Raw genomic sequence first — 18014 nt, forward strand, 5'->3', positions numbered from 1 at the left:
TTATTTATTTTGTGCTACGGCAGGCTTATACACTGATTCGTAGGTTTCGTATTTAAATACATTATTTACTCCGGAATCTTTTCAAAATGGTCTTCAGCTTTCACCAATTTTTTTAATTTTGTAGATTTTAGAAAAATCTTCAGGTTTTTTCTTAAATAATGATTGGGTATAGAAAAACCCTCTTTTATTATCATATGCACTTCTTAGTGCTAAACCTAATGAGTAGAATGTATAACTTTGAAGTGTGCCTTTATCAATTAAAGTCACTAAGTCGCTAGGATTTGTTAAGTAAGGTAATGTTCAACCAGCTCTCGTGATTTCAACTGAATATGAATGGTTTGCTTCTTCAACTGAGTTAGGTTGGTTATTATCATAACTGAAAAACACATCTGCAGTGATACGGCCATATGTATCTTTTCCAGTAGCAAAAATATAAACAATTTGATCATCTTTTAATACTTCTTCACAGAATTTTGACGCCTTAACTGCCCAAAACATTTCTTCAGGGTCTGAATCGGTGCCCCCAACATTTTTTTCGGGTGTATCAATACCGGCCAGTCTAATTTTGTAATATTTTCCGTTTTTAATGCTGTGTTTTCCGTTGTCCTCTAATGCCAACACTTGGATAGTGTCCCCATCAGCATGTTGAGTAACTTTTGCTTTAAAAACGTTTTTTTGAACTAGAGTATTTTCTTTATCCAATTTTATTTCTCAATTTCCCTTATCTTTCATTAATTCATTGAATTGTTCGGCGACTTTTTCATCAGAAATTTTTTGCGAACATGATGCTGATAAAGCGGTTAAACAACCTGTTAATGGAAGAGTGGTGGATACTAATAATCTTTTAAAGTTCATTTTAGCTCCTTATAGGAAATTTATAGTAATACAAACATTTATGTCAAAAGACATAAATGATGTATTTATATTTCTGTTTGATTTAATTAAAGTTTGTTGTTGTTGATTGCATTTGTTGTGCAAAAACATCGAATGATTTACGTGTACCATTATCACGTAATGATTCAGCAAATGATTTCATATTTGAGTTGAATGCTTCTCTGTACGCATTTGAATATTTACTTGTTGGTTCTTCGTATAGAGTAATATTGTTATCTGTAAATAATCTAAATGCTACGTCTAAATATGCGTTTTTCTTTCTTGGGTATTCTAATTCTTTACCTTTTTCAAAACCGTTATATGGCACGATGTAAGACGCTGTTGAAGCTATGTAAGCGGCGTTAGTATCTTTTTCGTGGTGCTTACCATAATTCTTTGGTTTTTTATCTTTTAGAACAAAGTTTAAGAATCTTACCGATGCTTTGTTTTGAGCTTCACCATTATCGATAACGAATAGGTTAGGACCCTGCAAGAATGCTGTTTGAACCGTCGAAGTTTCGTCATATTTTGAAGGAGTTTGTTTGGTAATTAATTCATTTTTTTGAAGTGAACCAGTTGCAGATGGTAAGTTAACATCAATGTCATCTGTCTTATAAGATTTTGTTACAGGGTTAACAAATGAATAGAATACATATTTTGTCTTTTTCTCTTCTGCTGTACCATGTTTTTCAAAGTGTGTTAATTCACCAAGTTTTTCGAACTCTGAAGTTAATTTATTCATTCCATCGATAATCGATTTATTATCATCAATATTTTCAATGTGAACAATATATTTATTTTGTTTATTTTTTAACTCATTTAGTTTATCAATAATTGAATCATTTGCGGCATCTGATTGGTAGAAGTATTTTTCTTTAGAAGTATCAGCTTTAGAATCCAGAACTACATTACCATATTTGAATTGTAGATTTGTCTTTTTGTTATCATTTTTATCTGACTTAACGGTACCTATGTCCGAAACACCGATATTAACTTCTTGTCCGTCTTTTGTTTTAACATTTGGTAATTTAAATGTTGGCTTAATGTCACCGGCATCAATAAAGTTATGAGAGTAACCTGCGGTTGAACCAAAGTTTGCACCAACTTTATGGTTTGTTTCGTCTGCTGATGAATATGCACCACCACCATAAACTTTTAGAGCACCAGCTTCAACAGCGTCCATGACTAGATCATAAACTTCTTTTGTAGCTTTGTATGATTCTGAGTTTTTATCTGCAATACCCGTGAATGAAACCTTAACTGATCCGTCATTACTTTTAATAACTGCCATTGGCATTTTACTGTCTTTAGCACCTAATTTTGAGTATAAGACTGTATTTAAAATACCTGATGGGTCATCAATACCTAATAATGCAACTGTAGATTTATCACGAGTTTTTGATTTTTCAAAAATCTTAATTGCGTCAGTAATAAATTTGATATATGTTTTGAATTCTGTCAAGACATTTGCACCAATTTTTTTGCCTGGGTATTTAGCTTCTGTAAAGATTTTTTGAATTTCGGCAGAAGTAATAGCTTTACCAAAGTGACTATCATCACCAATAACGGTAACATCACCGTCTCAATCAGTAGTATCAACTTTAAAATCTTTGATTAATGATTTGTCAATAGTATATCCTGCTTCTTTTAATGTTTTAAATACATATTTGTAAATTGGACCATTAATTCCAAATACTACTGTTGACTTCATAATAGGTAGTGAGTAATGTCCACCCTCAGTAACACCAGTAATTTTGTCGTTAACATCAACGAATTTTTTTACAAAAACATCCCGTTGTATTGCTAAATCACCGAATGATTTATCTGATACATCAACTTTTCTACCATAGTTAACAATTTCAGCGATTGTAGATGAGTAGTTAATTGTCATGTTCGGAAGTTGTTTGATGTTGTTGTTTTTCATGCTACTTACAACTTCAGTGTGACCAGCTCCATAACCTGAACCAATATTTTTTAGTTCAACTTCCATGTAGGTAGCCAACTCAGCTTCAAGTTTAGCCTTTTCATCACCTTTAGCACTAGCAATTTTAGCTTGTAGTTCTTTACGTTTAGGTTGAACTACTTCGGCGTTATATTTTCTAATAACTCCGTCAACAGCGTTTCATTGCTCTTTACCTCTCGAGAATGTAACTGCAAAAATTAGTTTTTCTCTTGATTTATCAAATTTGTCGTTACTACATGATGCAGCTAAAAGTGGTGCAGCCACTGATGCTGTTCCGGCAATAGCGCCAATTGATAATAATAATTTATTTTTTTTCATATTTCCCTTTCATACACAAATAATTAGTTAATTTGTGTATATTTTGAGTTTATTTATTTTGAATTAACGCTTATTAAAACATATGAAACCCCACTATGATTTATAAGCTATTTAATTATACAATATATTATAAAAAAATGCGCCTATGCGCGCGTAAAAAAAGTTAAGATATTATGTTATTTTATAATAATTTTAAAAACATGAAAAAAATTTTCCTTTGACGAATTTAACTTAATTTACGTAGCATAGGTAAAATTTTCGGTAATTGATAATTTTTTTAAAATATAATTATCAATTTGAATAGTTTTTTGCTGCGCTTTCGTATGTATTTCTGAAAATAATTTTTTTGTTGTCTAATGACATTTCATATGTTAAATCCGATTTAAAATTTTCTTTATAAGAGATAGGTTCTTTATTTTCTAATTTGGTAAATCAAACTAAAAAAGCATCTTCGGTTTTATCAAAATTGCTGGTTCATTGTTTCATTGTATCTATTAAACCTAATTTCTTTATATTTGTATAATCTTGGGGACCTATTCGATCCATAAAAAATACAAAATTCTTGAATTCATTATGCACTTTAGCAAGATAATCGTATTTCGAACGATAATTATTTTCAATAATATCAGTTAATTTATTCATTATTTTACTTGTTTCTTCATTAGTTCATTTTTTACTATTATTTAGGTAATTAAATTCCTCGGAATTTTTGATAAAGAAATACTTAAAAGCGATGTAAGGTAAATTAAATTGGATATTTTTATAAATATCTGATCCGTATTTATTTAAATTATTGTATTTTTCGCCGAATTCACATAAATGTTCAAAATTATCTTTAAATATAAAATGGGAATTAAATTTATTGTTGAGGTCTTCCATAATTTCTTTTTTATAATAATTGAATTGCTTTGATAATTTATCGTAATTATTGAATGATGAAACAATTTTATTTAACTCTTGCGATTGTGTATATTCATATAAAACCTTAAGTCTTTGATTGATGAAATTTAAAAATGATCTAGAGTTAAGTTTTTCAATGTCGTTAAAATATTGAGTAATACTTGTTAAAAGATTTAAAATCACAGACTTAATTACATCGTTATATTGCTGAGAATTATTTTTGATATTATCAACGATTTCATTAAATTTTGATTTTTCTTGATTGAATTCACTTATTGAGCCGTCTTGTTCTATTATGTTTATCAAAACATCTGAACGGTTGAGGAAATTGTCTTTATCTCGACCTTGTTCAATTTCGTTTTTTAATACAATTAAATCATTTAGAAATAAGTTGTCAATCAATATTGCACTAAGATCTTTATTTTCATTACTTAAAATATAACGTGAAAATTTATCATTGTTTTTATAAACGTTTTCTAAACTGGTTCTGTATTTATTGAATGATTCTTTAATTTTTGTAGAGTCGTCTTTGCATGAAATTGCTGACAAACACAATGCTGAAGTTATTGGTACTGAAAAGGATTTTAAAAGAGTTTTATATTTCATGATTACATTATACTTTAATTGGTAATATTCTATTTTGTTAAAGATTTGTTGTTTTTACACAATAATCAATAGTTTTAGTAAATAAAAGATATTATTTTGGTAATTCATATATTGCATAGCAATGGAATAATCATTATTTATTATGATTAATTATGTATATCAGTTACTTTTATATATAATTAATTAATAGTAACTAGGAGGTTATATGAATGGTTATTTAATGTATTGAATTTTCGGAGTTGTCATTTTACTTTTAATTGTATTTTTTGTCTATTCCGCAGTCAAGGACGCGAGAGCTAAAAAGAAACGGAAAAGAAAAGAAATTGAATTTAAAAATGATGCAACAAGAATTAAAACTGAGACTGTTTTAAAACTTGATCTTTTACTAAAGAAAAATCAAGATTTATTAGACAATTTTAAACCAAGCATTGGGGACTATAAAATGAGTCAAATTGTCAATACAGCTAGAAAATATTTACTTGATTTACAACAATCTTCTGAATTCAGGGAATTCATAGTCAATAATCCCGATTGTTCTGAATTATTTAAGAATTTTGTTGTTTTAAGAGATACTCGTTCGTCTGTATGAAATAAAGCGATCACTGTTTTGGAATATTTGAAAGATGAAATTTTATTGATTGATTTAGAAAATAAAAAAGAAGAAATTAATAAATTCGAGAATGAAATTGAGGAGTATTATAAAAATGAAGTTTAAAAATCTTAACTTACCCAATAAACTAACTTTAATAAGAATTATCTTGTTTGTTCCATTATTGGTTTTGGGTCTTATTTATTTAACAATTAGCAATGTTTATTTTTTTAAAAGCATTAACGGATTTTATAACAGCGAATGATTTACGAAATATTTTAGTAGAATTTTGTTAACGTTGATGCTCATGATATTTATAGGGGCGATGATTACAGATTATTTTGATGGATATATTGCACGTAAGAACCATTTGGTTACTTCTTTTGGTAAATTGTGAGATCCAATAGCGGACAAAATGATAACCACAGCTTCGTTATTGTTTTTAATGGTCATTTCAAATGGTTTTATACCATTTTGAGTAGTTGTTTTATTTATTATTAGAGATTTAATTGTTGACGGTTGTAGAGTCGCAATGAAAGAACATAACATTGATGTTTCGGCATCTATATGAGGCAAAATTAAAACATTGGTTCAATCTTTTGCAATTATTTTACTGTTCATTATAGCAATTTCATCGCCGAACTTTTTCTCTCAATTCCGTTTTGAAAATGCAGGGCTGTGATATTTATACGCCTATATTGCTTCGCTTCCTCTTATTATCGCTTTAGTTTTTAGTTTATTGTCTGGCTATCTATATATTCAAAATGTATTACCTCATCTAAATCATTCAAATAAAACAAAAGGAAATATGGATGTTGAAAAGTTTAAATCAAAATTTGATGATCAAATTACAGCCGAAATAATAAAAAACACCAAGAAAAAAGATAACAACTAGATAGAAATTATAATTAAAAATCACCTTATCATATGGGTGATTTTTAGTATTTTCAAAAGATGACAATAATTAGTGCAATTAATAGAATGAATAATAAAGAACTTAGTAAAACAACACCCACAATTGAAAACAAACGTTTACGAAGTGCGTTCTTAACTTTATAAGGATTATTTATTATGTTATTTCTCGCTTTGCGTAAAATATATTTTCTGTCATAGTTGTCTAAATGTTTTATTTGTTTTCTAGACAAGCCGGATCTAACGTTTAACTCTAAGGTATTTTCAATTATTTCCGTATTCTTTTGAACTTGCTTTTTCATAATTACATTTTACAACATAATTCAACAGTGAATTCAATAAAAAATCCGCACTTGGCAGATTTGGTGATATTACATATGGTGGAGATGACGGGAGTTGAACCCGTGTCCACATAGTAAGACATAGCAACACTTCTTACAGTTTAGTTTATTTCTATTGCTAATAATGATGCTAAATAAACAAAGACATTCAATACTAGTACACTTTTAATTTAAATTGATATTAGGTGTAAATAATCAACCGAGCCTTTTAAACCACACCAACCAACTAAGGCGAGATGAATGGTGCACTAGTTTGCAAAATTAAGCAAAAACTAGGTTTGAGTGTGCTTGATTTTGGTTTGCCATAATCAAGTCTTTTAGTTCAATTTGAACTTTGTTTTCGTTTTTTGCGACTATAAAGCCTAGAAGTATTATGGTCTACCAAACCACTGATGTTACTAATACCCACTACATGTCGAAGCCATTACACCCCCACATGATTATTAATATATCACTTTTTAATAATTTAGAAAATGACATTTATAAATGTTATTCCTTTTTAAAATTAATTACTAACATAACAAAAAAATTATTATTAAATTTTTCAAAATATTAATAGTTAGTTTCTTTAGTAAAAATATTATTACCTAAACTGATAAGTTGTACGGTTATTTTTGATTTAATGTTTTTTTATATTAAACGAGTGATAAAACTCTTCTCAGCGTTGTGCTTTAACTAATTTAAATTTAAATTTATTGTCGAATTTATCAAAGGTAAATTTGCTTTGAAAGATTCAAAACATAGTTGAAATTGACGTTGCAATAATACCAATAAATGTTCAGGATAATAGGTTATAAGGCCAATTAGAAGCAACACCAAACACATTTTTTTGAGGATTGATTGAATCATCCCCAAGATAGAAATAATTGGTTTTTCAACCTTTTGGTGCATATTTGAAAGTTATTCAATTAATAAAAAACATAAGAGTAGCTACGCAACTAAAGAAAATAACCGTTATAACTCAGTCTTTTATTTTTAAATCTATGTATTTAATGGCGTAAAGCGAACTTGTTGCCAATAATAGTCAAGAATGTGCAAGAATATAGTCATAATAATAAAATGAATCTAAACCAATTGGAGAAACATCATTGATTGTTTTTGCAAAATCAAAATCCGGCTTAATGATTGCTAAAATGGAACCAATTATTGCTAAATGACCAAAATATTTCACTAAATCAATTCTGTTTAAGATTAAGGTTAATGAAAGAAATATCATTGTTAATCTACACAAGTGAAGAGGTAATATTTCTCATCTTGTTGGGTAGTTAGATACATATAAAATGTAACTTCTAAATACCATAAAAATCAATGTGGTTATACCGATAAATCTAAATAATATTTTTGTCTTAAATACACGCAAATGAGTATCTTTAGTAGAAAATCATCTTCGCAAAAGGTTTTTAAATATTCATAATAAAAGTACACATACAAAAACAATTGCGAATGTAATAATATAGAAAATTAAACTTATTCCGGAGAAAGAAAAATGTTTATTTTCTCCTTGTCATCGGAAAAATTCAGGTAAACTAGAACCCACTGAATCCTCCGTTACCACCCATACCGCCAAATTTGGCTAGGTCTGATAGATTTCCACTTTTAACTTTTTTTGCCATTTCATTCATATTTTTAGACATTGCTTCGAAATCGTTAATTAATCTATTAAATTCGAATGCGCTTCTACCGCTTCCTCTTAAAATACGGGCTTTGCGAGAGGCTTGTTTAAGAAGTTTAGGGTTTTTTCGTTCTTTTGTTGTCATTGAAGAAATTAAAATTTCATAAGTGGCCATTTTATTTTCTGCTTCAATGATTTTCTCTTCACTGATTTTATTAGCTAATCCTGGAATCATTTTAAGAATAGCTTTCATCTTACCTAGTTTTTTCATTTGAGCTAGATTACTCATTAAATCGTCAAGTGTAAATTCACCTTTTAAAAGTTTAGCAACCATGTTATTTGCTTGGTCAGGGTCATAAACCTCTTCAGCTTTTTCAATAAGACTTAAAACATCGCCCATGCCTAAAATACGATCTGCCATTCTATCTGGATAGAATAAATCTAGATTAGAGATTTTTTCACCGGTACCTATAAAGCGAATTGGCAGATTAAGCACTTTACATAAACTCAAGGCAGCTCCACCACGGGCATCTGAATCTAGTTTTGTAATGATACTTCCAGTCAGTTTTAACTTGTCGTTGAAAGCTGTGGCTACATTGATGATATCTTGACCACTTAGTGCATCAGCAACGAAAAATATTTCGTTAGGACTAGCAATTTTCTTTAAATCTACTAACTCGTTCATTAGTGCTTCATCAATTGAAAGACGACCCGCAGTATCAATAATTATAAAATCATTTTTATTATCTTCTGCATATTTTAAAGCTTCTTTCACTATATTTTGCGCTGTATCCGAGGTTCCTTTTTCAAAATAATCAACTTGGATACTTTTTGCTAGAGTTACTAGTTGTTGTACGGCAGCGGGACGATAAATATCAGCAGCAACTAGTAAGGGTTTAGAAACATAATTTTTCTTACGGAAATGGAAAGCTAATTTTGCAGCTGCTGTAGTTTTACCAGACCCCTGTAAACCTGTCATCATTATAATAAATGGACGTTTATCAATTTTTATTTCCTTGACTTCTCCACCTAAAATTTCTTGTAATTCTGCGTGAACAATTTTAATCATTTGTTGAGAAGCATTCAACGAACCAACCAATCTAGATTCTAACGCTTTTTCCTTAACATTATTAACAAAGTCCTTTACAACACGTAAATTGACGTCTGCCTCCAAGAGAGCCATTTTAATATCTCTTGTTACTTCTAAAATATCTTCTTCATTAATAATTGTTTTTTTATTCATTTTTTGAATTGATTTTTGAATTCTATTTTCTAAAAAATTAAACATTTTTCTCCTTAATATCGTTGACAACTATTGTGTATAAGATGCCAACATCCTTATAACCTAATGAATGATATATTTTACCAGCTTTAGGATTGTGATAAAACAATATTGGCTGATTACCTCTGTTTAGTATTCAATTACTTAATGCTGCAACAACAATTGAAGCTAGACCTAATTGTCTGAATTCTGGCAAGGTATATACTCCACCAATTACAGATTTATTTGAAGCATTTATAGCAATTGTCGCACAACTGATTACTTTTCCGGACGATGATTTAATGATGAATGGATGGGAAACCCCTGATTCATAACTTTCTAGGTATGAATTATATTCATTGACGAAATCACTGGTAAATTCAGTAAATTCAGGAATTCTTAATCTAGATTCAACAATCAATTTGACATCATCTTTTGTTGCTTCTTTTGCTTTTGATGTATCCAAATTAATAAAACTATTTAGTTTGGCTAGATACTGTTTATGAACTTTGAAACGATGATTGTTGAAATTATCCATAAAGCGCTCATACATTTTTTCTGAAATGTTGATATTTATCAATTTGTGTTTATCTACCATTTCGATTATTTCGTTTCAGTGTAGTTTGAAAAAAGGATCATAGAAAAGTAATGTATTATTAAAAATTAATAATACAGCGACTATCTCATTATTAGATGATAATTTTACATATGTTGAGTGAATTTTAGAATGAAGTCCAAAATTTTCTATATCTCCAATAAAGAAAAAATTGTTGTCAAGATCTTTATTTAAAAAATCTAAGATACTATTTTTTTGCCCTTCTGTTGCTTTAATAATCATATTTCATCTTCTCGACTTCCTATTGAATAGAAAAAGACAACCTTTTACAGGTTATTTTTTAATGATTAAATTAAAGATTTTTAACTTCTTCATCAAGAATAGTTTTTAAAGCTTTTAACTCTTCTAATGTCAAAGTAATACCTTTGCTTGAACGTGCGTGATCTTCGCTTCAATCACGAATATCGTATTTAGCTTCGCCGTCATTTCAAGATACCAAATTTAATTCTTTAGTATAACCGCTGTTTGTTTCAGCTATTTTACCTATATGACGTACAATTTTATTTGTAATTTCTGGTTTTTTGAATGCCATAATAACCCCTTTATATATAAAATAATTAATATTAATATATATATATTATATATAATATTCAAATTTTATTATTTATTTTTAATATATGCAGATAATTTTCAATGAATTTAGTCAATTTAAGAAATTTATCTAGTTTTTTCATTGATTTGCATATAAGCACACATTGCGATCATTGCACCATTGTCTGTAGCGTATTTCAAATTTGGAACTAAAGACTTAGGACTAAGAGTTAAAAATCTTTTTCTTAATTCAGTGTTTGCGCTGACACCACCAGCCAAAACAAGAGATTTAACATCAAATTTATTTAATGCCAACTTTGTTTTATTAATTAAATAATCAATCGCAGTATTTTGGAAACTTGCAGCAACTTGTTCAGGGTCTATCTCAATACCCTTCATTTTTTGAGTATTAAAATAGTTTAGTACCTGTGATTTTAGTCCACTAAAACTAAAATCAAATTCGTTTTCTGTGTGAGGTTGGGTAAATGAAATATATTGTCCTTTATAGTTTTGATAAATCTTATCAATTTTTGGACCACCAGGAAAACCTAACCCTAATTTTGAACTGACTTTATCAAAAGCTTCACCAACGGCATCATCAAGTGTTTCGCCAATTATTTTAATATCGAAGGCATTGTTGACTAACATTAATTGAGTATGACCACCGGAAACTAATAAACATAATGACGGGTAATTTATTTTACTATCAATTGCATTAGAGTAAAAATGCCCATGTAAATGATTGATTGGAATTAAAGGTTTATCCAATGTTAATGATAATGCGTTAGCAAATAAAAAACCAATTTGTAATGTGCCGATTAATCCAGGTTTTTCAGTATAAGCTATGTAATCAATAGTTTTAAGGTCGTACTTTTTTTGAAGTAACATTTGAATTAAATTGATTGCTTTTACGTGAAGACGCGAACTAATTTCAGGAATCGTACCACCAAATTCCTTAAAAACATCTATTTGACTTATTGTGTGCAAATCCAATATTTTTCCATCTTCTAACAATGCAACAGATGTGTCATCGTGACTTGTTTCTATACCGAGTATTCTCATTATTTTTTTTCTCCTATTTGTGGTTTTTTTATATAGTATGGTTCAATGTTGAGCAGATTTTCGTTATTACTAAATATGTTTAAGTAGTTTTCTAAGTTATTGATTAAGTCGTGGTAATTTATAGAATCAAAGTTGTCAGTTGTTGAAACTTCAATTTTTACTAAATCAATAGAAAAATCAGTATTATTAGGATAGAAGACATAAGATTTTCCGCCAGAAGCATTAATAGTGAATTTGTTATGATTTGGATTTTGTTTTTGAATAATTTGCATAGAACTTGTAGTATAAATTTTTGCATTTGTTAATAAGGCGATTGTTCTTAAATACACCAGTGAGATACGAACGCCCGTAAAATAACCTGGCCCCAAGTTAGTATAAAAATCAGTTATATCAGTAATTTTAATATCATTTTTAGCTAGTATTTTTTTTGTATAATCTGTTATTAAATTAACTTTTTTTGGTTCCTTATCCAGTATATATGAATCTATCAAATTGAATTTTTTGTCATATAGAGCTATTGCAAAAGTGTCTGTAGTGGTATCGAGAAACAATTTCATTATTTGACCTCCTTTATTTCAAAAATATGATTATTATTGCTATCTAGTTTAATCCTTATATCCAAGTAGTTGGAATAATTATGTCTAATATTATCTGATCACTCTATAGCAACAATATTATCCAAATAATAATCTTCGAATTCACTTAAATCATCGCTCAAATGATATGCATCTATATGAATTAATCCTTCATAATCTTTCATGTAGTTAAATGTTGGAGAAGTTATGTTTTCCCTAATGCCGATAAGCTTCGCCAATTCTTTAACTAACGCAGTTTTGCCAGCCCCCAAGTCCCCATTCAGCAATAATATTTTTGATTTTGTTAAATTATTTAATACATAAATGGCGACATTTTTTATTGAGTCACCTGTAGGAATAGAAAATTCTTTAGTCATTTTTACCTCGCTTTAATAATTATTTTATATTATTAATAGTTTTTAATTATTTGAAAGTATAAAAAAAGATGGGTTGCCCCATCTTGAAATAATTTTTTAAATTATTTAATAATTTTTGTAACGTTACCGTAACCTACGGTGTGTCCACCTTCACGAATTGAGAATTTTGTACCTTCTTCAACTGCGATTGGTGAGATTAATTTAACAGTTAGTTCAACGTTTTCACCTGGTGTAACCATTTCACGTCCAGCTTCAAATTCAACTCCACCAGTAACATCTGTTGTACGGAAGTAGAATTGAGGTTTGTAGTTCTTGAAGAATGGAGTGTGACGTCCACCTTCATCTTTAGTTAGAACATAAATTTGTGCTGTAAATTCTGTGTGAGGAACGATTGATCCTGGTTTTGCAAGAACTTGTCCACGTTCGATTGATGATCTTTCAACTCCACGTAGTAATAGACCTGCGTTATCTCCAGCCTGAACTTCTTTTAGGTTCTTTCTGAACATTTCCATACCTGTAACAACAGTTTTCTTTGTAGGTCTTAGACCAACAATTTCAACTTCTTCGTTAAGGTTTAATTTTCCACGTTCAACACGTCCTGTAGCAACTGTACCACGTCCTGAGATTGTGAATACGTCTTCAACAGCCATCAAGAATGGTTTGTCAAATTCTTTAACAGGAGTTTCGATTCATGAGTCAACTGCATCCATTAGTTCTAGAATTTTAGCTTCGTATTCAGCATTTCCTTCTAGAGCTTTAGCAGCAGAACCACGTACGAATGGTGTGTTATCTCCGTCAAAACCGTATTTTGAAAGTAGTTCACGAACTTCCATTTCAACTAAGTCAACCATTTCAGCTTCATCGTCTGATAGCATGTCAACTTTGTTTAGGAATACAACCATACGTGGAACACCAACTTGTTTAGATAGTAGAATGTGTTCACGTGTTTGAGGCATAGCCCCGTCAGTTGCAGCAACAACTAAGATTGCCCCGTCCATTTGCGCAGCACCGGTAATCATGTTTTTGATGTAGTCAGCGTGACCAGGACAGTCAACGTGTGCATAGTGACGTTTTTCTGTTTGGTATTCGATGTGTGATGTGTTAATTGTTATTCCACGTGCTTTTTCTTCAGGTGCGTTGTCGATTGAAGCGTAATCACGAGCTTCAGCTAGACCTTTTTTAGCTAATGTTGAAGCAATAGCAGCGGTTAAAGTAGTTTTACCGTGGTCAACGTGACCAATGGTACCGATATTTACGTGTTCTTTATCACGGTTAAAATCAATTTTTGCCATGTTATTTATTTCCTTTCATAAATATTAAATTGTTTAGCGCTAAACCACCTAAGTGCGGCCTTTCATCCGCATCCTATCCATGGCTATTTAATGTAATAATAAAATAGCAATATCATTTTACCAAAGATTAACAATTACAAAAATTAAATATTTGCTATTAATATTAATAATAATATGCAAGTTAAATTAACAAGTTAAATTAATTTGCATTTTTTTAAGTGAATTATTCGTTGATTTTAATTAAATTAATCAAAGCATGAAAACAAATTATAGTTATTTTTAATCTTCAAATATTAAATATATTGTTGTCATTCTGAAATTTTTCACAAAAAACATATGTTAAAATTTACATAAATAAATTAGATGAATAAGTTTGGTTATACCTAAATACGTATATAATTAATTAATCAAAATTAGGAGCTAAATATGAAAACAAAATATATTAATAACAATGATTTAGGTGCTAAAAACATTGGACAGAACGTAGTTTTGCACGGATGAGTGGCAAACAAAAGACGTTTTGGTGAGTTAACATTTATTGATTTACGTGATCGTAGTGGCATTGTTCAATGTGTTTTTAATCAAGATTTAAATATCACTAAAGAAAGTATTATTGAAGTTTCAGGCAAGGTTGTTCAACGTAAAAGCGTAAATAAAGAATTAAAAACCGGCGAAATTGAGGTAGTTGTTGAAAGTTTTAATATTTTTTCAGAATCAGTAGAAGAATTACCTTTTGCCGTTAGAGATGATATTGATGTTAAGGAAGATTTAAGATTAAAATATCGTTACTTAGATTTACGTAGACCTAAAATGCAAAATAATATTATTATGAAAAATAATTTGATGTTTGCAGTTCGTGAATTTATGCACAAACACAATTTCATTGATATTGAAACACCGATGCTTGCAAGATCAACACCTGAGGGTGCTCGTGATTTCTTAGTACCAACAAGAGAAGCAGATAAATTTTGAGCATTGCCACAAAGTCCTCAGTTATTCAAGCAAGTTTTAATGATTTCTGGTTTTGAAAGATATTATCAATTCGCTCGTTGTTTTAGAGATGAAGATGGTCGTAAAGACCGTCAACCCGAGTTTACTCAACTTGACATTGAAGCTTCGTTTATGAATGTGGAAGATTTCCAAAAATATATTGAAGAATTATTCATTCACATTTTTAAACAATTGGGATTAAATCTAAAAACGCCATTAGTAAGAGTTAAATACTTTGACGCGTTAAGAGATTACGGAACTGATAAGCCGGATTTGAGATATGGTTATAAAATTGAAGATATCAATGATTTTTGTAGCGATACTGATTTTAACATTATTAAAGATGCGCCTTCTAAACGTTTGCTTTTCGTTGACACGAAAATCAGTAAAAAAGACTTTAAATCTCTTTCAGAAGTTGCATTAAAAAATAAAGCTAATATTCTATTTTATTTTGTTGTTGAAGATGGAAAAATTGTTCATACTAATTTTGCAAATAAAGTTAGCGAATCTGCTTATAAATTAATTGAATCTCGTCAAAATACTGATGGAACATATTTCATTGTTGCTAATACATACGAAAACGCCTCAAAAGCACTTGGAGCCGTTAGAGTCGAATTAAACGAAATGTTCCAATACGCAAACCCTGATGAATATCATTTATCATGAATTACTGATTGGCCTATGTTTGAATACGATGAAGAAAATAATTCATGACAAGCAGCACATCACCCATTTACTCAATTTGACCATGAACTTGAAGAATTAGATAAACTTCCATTAGAAAAAGTAATGGCTAAAAGTTATGATTTAGTTTTAAATGGATTTGAATTAGGGTCGGGTTCGGCAAGAATTTTCGATAAAAAAACACAGGAAAAAATGTTCAGTTTAATTGGCATGAATGAAGAACAACAACAATCAAAATTTGGATGATTCATGAACTCATTTAAATTTGGGGTTCCACCTCATTGTGGTATTGGTTTAGGTATTGATAGATTAGTTATGATTTTAGCTCATGAAAAAAGTATTCGTGATGTTATTGCATTCCCTAAAAATGCTAAAGCACAAGATGTGTTTACACAAGCACCTAATACAGTTGATGAAAAACAACTTAACGAACTGTTCATTCAAGTAAAAAATAATAATAACTAGCAGTAATGCTAGTTTTTTTATGTAAAATTTAGTTTATGAAAACATATTTAAAATATTTATATCCGGAAATTGAACCCTTTCATAAAGGTTTTTACGCACCCTCTGATTCAAATCATAAAATTTATTATGAAGTCAGTGGTAACCCAAATGGTGTTCCGATTGTGTATGTTCATGGAGGACCGGGAGGTGGAACAAGTCCCGTTTGTCGTAGATATTTCGACCCAAAATTTTATAAAATCATTCTAATTGATCAAAGGGGTTGTGGATTATCAACTCCATCAATTTCTACATTAAATAACACAACTGACTTTTTGGTTGAGGATATGGAGAATATCCGTAAATTGCTCGGGATAGAGCAATGAATTCTATTTGGTGGCTCATGGGGTACTACTTTGAGTTTGTGTTATGCAATAAAATATCCGCAAAACGTTAGCAAAATGGTTCTTAGAGGAATTTATCTAAACAGAGAAAGTGATATTAAATGGCTATTCCAAGAAGGTGCAAGTTATTTTAAACCACGTGAATTTGACCAATATACTCATTTTCTAACTGAACAAGAAAAAAATAACATTGTAGACGCATACTATTACAGAATGAATTGTGATAATGAAAAAATAAGAAACCAAGCATTTATTGAATGGTCGCGTTGAGAAACGTGTTTAATTAGTGTTAACGAAATTGCTTTTGATGGTGAGGATAATTTAAAGGAAACTAAAGAAATATCATTTTTAGAAAACTATTATTTTTTTAACAAAGGTTTCATGCCTGAAAATTATATTCTAAATAATGTTGAGCGCATCAAAGATATTGAAACATATATAGTTCATGGTGTTTATGATTTAGATTGCAGACCTTCAGGAGCATATGAACTCGCTAAAGAATTGAATAATGCGCATTTATTCATTTTATCTAAAACTGCACATACGCAACGCGAGTGAAAAATATCCAAGAAATTAGTCGAAATAACTAAAAGTTTTATTCGCTAATACATTGTTGTCTTTGTATAATAAAACATATTTAAAGGAGACAAAATGACCATTACCTTATTAAGAAGATTGCTTAAAAAGCAACCATGAGTAGTTATTACTGCATTTAGATTATTTGATTTAAATAACAGTGTAATTAACGAATTGGCATACCAAGAATTAAAACAACAAGCTATTGAAGCATTGCAAAATTCAAGTCAATTAGAGCTATTTCTAAAACCTTTTGATGATAAAAAAGTTACTACATCATTAAAAAACATCATTAAAAATGGTGTTAGCTCATTTGAAACTAGCGATCCAATGCAAAATGTTTTAAATATGATGAGCGTTATAACGGGCTTTACATACAATTTGCTGCAGATTGATAACAAATTTGGACCAATTGATATCGACTTTGTAAACAACGAGTTAATTTATGCAATAAATAGTAAAAAAGAATCATTAGTTTTCAATGCTGATAATAACCAAAAATTTAATTCAAAAAGAAATATTTTAATGTTAGAAGCATTAGAACAATCTAGATATCAAGAATACCTTGATTCTATCACACGCACAACACAAGTATTGATGGAAATATTTGGAGCTTTTTCAGATAGACATATTCTAACAATTGTTTCTGACGCTGTTGATACCGAATCTTCTGCTGAAATAGACTGAACTAATGAGGACTTTGACTTATATGGTGAAGTAGCTCTAATTAGAAAAAGCCATAAAAAACCAAAATGTCACATTTAAAAATTTAGGCAAGTCTAAGATTTCCCTTAATAAAATACCAAGCGCATTCCAAATGCACTTGGTATTTTAATTTTTACTTTGTATCCGAGTAATTTTTAACAAAAAATCAATAATAATGTAAAAAATTAACACTTTAATTAATGTTAATTTTTTGCTATTTTAGTTAATTCTTAAAAACTAATTATTATCTAATTTATCAATGACATCAAACATATCCTTAAAAAGATTTTCTATAGCATGTCCTTTTTTGTCAAATGTGCCATCATTAATTTTGTCATTGAATAACTCATTTGTGCTTGCACCTTCAAAAGTTATTTCCATTTTTC

The 18014-nt window shown here is 29.5% G+C and carries 17 protein-coding genes and 1 other RNA gene; 5 read left to right on the forward strand and 13 right to left on the reverse strand.

The window, feature by feature from the left end; genetic code table 4:
* From KQ878_RS03075 to KQ878_RS03085, 3 genes are all read right to left on the reverse strand, one after another.
* The gene (locus KQ878_RS03075; RefSeq protein ID WP_216567913.1) at nucleotides 1–855 is read right to left on the reverse strand and encodes a thermonuclease family protein; all 855 of its coding nucleotides are present in this window, start codon (nucleotides 853–855) and stop codon (nucleotides 1–3) included.
* A gap of 82 nt (nucleotides 856–937) precedes the next feature.
* On the reverse strand, nucleotides 938–3154 hold the full coding sequence (locus KQ878_RS04435; protein WP_216567914.1) for a P68 family surface lipoprotein: 2217 nt from the start codon (nucleotides 3152–3154) through the stop codon (nucleotides 938–940).
* A gap of 288 nt (nucleotides 3155–3442) precedes the next feature.
* Complete coding sequence (locus tag KQ878_RS03085; protein WP_216505676.1) at nucleotides 3443–4660, reverse strand: hypothetical protein; 1218 nt, start codon at nucleotides 4658–4660, stop codon at nucleotides 3443–3445.
* 205 nt (nucleotides 4661–4865) lie between these two features.
* Between KQ878_RS03085 and KQ878_RS03090 the strand changes: the two genes are divergently transcribed.
* Together KQ878_RS03090 and pgsA are read left to right on the forward strand one after the other, a co-directional pair.
* On the forward strand, nucleotides 4866–5375 hold the full coding sequence (locus KQ878_RS03090) for an MHJ_0274 family protein (protein WP_216505675.1): 510 nt from the start codon (nucleotides 4866–4868) through the stop codon (nucleotides 5373–5375).
* A complete protein-coding gene (gene pgsA / locus KQ878_RS04440; protein ID WP_216505674.1) occupies nucleotides 5365–6144 on the forward strand; it encodes a CDP-diacylglycerol--glycerol-3-phosphate 3-phosphatidyltransferase in 780 nt (259 codons plus the stop codon). Before KQ878_RS03090 ends, pgsA begins: the two co-directional genes overlap by 11 nt.
* A 43-nt stretch (nucleotides 6145–6187) precedes the next feature.
* Here pgsA and KQ878_RS03100 read toward each other — a convergent pair whose 3' ends face one another.
* From KQ878_RS03100 to tuf, 10 genes are all read right to left on the reverse strand, one after another.
* Complete coding sequence (locus tag KQ878_RS03100; RefSeq protein ID WP_216505673.1) at nucleotides 6188–6463, reverse strand: hypothetical protein; 276 nt, start codon at nucleotides 6461–6463, stop codon at nucleotides 6188–6190.
* 76 nt (nucleotides 6464–6539) lie between these two features.
* Nucleotides 6540–6936: a transfer-messenger RNA gene (gene ssrA, locus KQ878_RS03105) on the reverse strand.
* A 185-nt stretch (nucleotides 6937–7121) separates the two neighbouring features.
* Complete coding sequence (locus tag KQ878_RS03110) at nucleotides 7122–8057, reverse strand: YwaF family protein (RefSeq protein ID WP_308506972.1); 936 nt, start codon at nucleotides 8055–8057, stop codon at nucleotides 7122–7124.
* A complete protein-coding gene (gene ffh, locus KQ878_RS03115; protein ID WP_216505671.1) occupies nucleotides 8029–9402 on the reverse strand; it encodes a signal recognition particle protein in 1374 nt (457 codons plus the stop codon). The genes KQ878_RS03110 and ffh overlap by 29 nt, the downstream gene beginning before the upstream one ends.
* Nucleotides 9395–10213 (reverse strand): GNAT family N-acetyltransferase, encoded by an 819-nt coding sequence (locus KQ878_RS03120; protein WP_216505670.1) that lies wholly within the window; start codon nucleotides 10211–10213, stop codon nucleotides 9395–9397. Before KQ878_RS03120 ends, ffh begins: the two co-directional genes overlap by 8 nt.
* A gap of 70 nt (nucleotides 10214–10283) precedes the next feature.
* Nucleotides 10284–10523, reverse strand: a complete 240-nt coding sequence (locus tag KQ878_RS03125; RefSeq protein ID WP_171111886.1) for a YdbC family protein — start codon at nucleotides 10521–10523, stop codon at nucleotides 10284–10286.
* Nucleotides 10524–10648: 125 nt separating this feature from the next.
* Nucleotides 10649–11584: a tRNA (adenosine(37)-N6)-threonylcarbamoyltransferase complex transferase subunit TsaD gene (gene tsaD / locus KQ878_RS03130; protein WP_216505742.1), complete on the reverse strand. Its 936-nt coding sequence runs from the start codon at nucleotides 11582–11584 to the stop codon at nucleotides 10649–10651.
* Complete coding sequence (tsaB, locus tag KQ878_RS03135; protein WP_216567916.1) at nucleotides 11584–12141, reverse strand: tRNA (adenosine(37)-N6)-threonylcarbamoyltransferase complex dimerization subunit type 1 TsaB; 558 nt, start codon at nucleotides 12139–12141, stop codon at nucleotides 11584–11586. The genes tsaD and tsaB overlap by 1 nt, the downstream gene beginning before the upstream one ends.
* Nucleotides 12141–12536, reverse strand: coding sequence for a tRNA (adenosine(37)-N6)-threonylcarbamoyltransferase complex ATPase subunit type 1 TsaE (gene tsaE, locus KQ878_RS03140; RefSeq protein WP_216505744.1), 396 nt, complete (start codon nucleotides 12534–12536; stop codon nucleotides 12141–12143). The genes tsaB and tsaE overlap by 1 nt, the downstream gene beginning before the upstream one ends.
* Before the next feature lie 101 nt (nucleotides 12537–12637).
* The gene (tuf, locus tag KQ878_RS03145; RefSeq protein WP_216505745.1) at nucleotides 12638–13828 is read right to left on the reverse strand and encodes an elongation factor Tu; all 1191 of its coding nucleotides are present in this window, start codon (nucleotides 13826–13828) and stop codon (nucleotides 12638–12640) included.
* 426 nt (nucleotides 13829–14254) lie between these two features.
* Between tuf and aspS the strand changes: the two genes are divergently transcribed.
* The 3 genes from aspS to KQ878_RS03160 are packed head-to-tail and all read left to right on the forward strand — an operon-like array spanning nucleotide 14255 to nucleotide 17688.
* Nucleotides 14255–15967 carry an aspartate--tRNA ligase gene (gene aspS, locus KQ878_RS03150; RefSeq protein ID WP_216505746.1) on the forward strand — a complete coding sequence of 571 codons (1713 nt, stop codon included), beginning with the start codon at nucleotides 14255–14257 and terminating at the stop codon, nucleotides 15965–15967.
* Between the two features lie 35 nt (nucleotides 15968–16002).
* Nucleotides 16003–16953, forward strand: coding sequence for a prolyl aminopeptidase (gene pip, locus KQ878_RS03155; protein WP_216567917.1), 951 nt, complete (start codon nucleotides 16003–16005; stop codon nucleotides 16951–16953).
* Between the two features lie 45 nt (nucleotides 16954–16998).
* A complete protein-coding gene (locus tag KQ878_RS03160; RefSeq protein WP_216505748.1) occupies nucleotides 16999–17688 on the forward strand; it encodes a hypothetical protein in 690 nt (229 codons plus the stop codon).
* Nucleotides 17689–18014: the final 326 nt, after the last annotated feature.

This window comes from Mycoplasma zalophidermidis, from assembly GCF_018913985.1.
Lineage (GTDB): Bacteria > Bacillota_I > Bacilli_A > Mycoplasmatales > Metamycoplasmataceae > Mycoplasmopsis > Mycoplasmopsis zalophidermidis.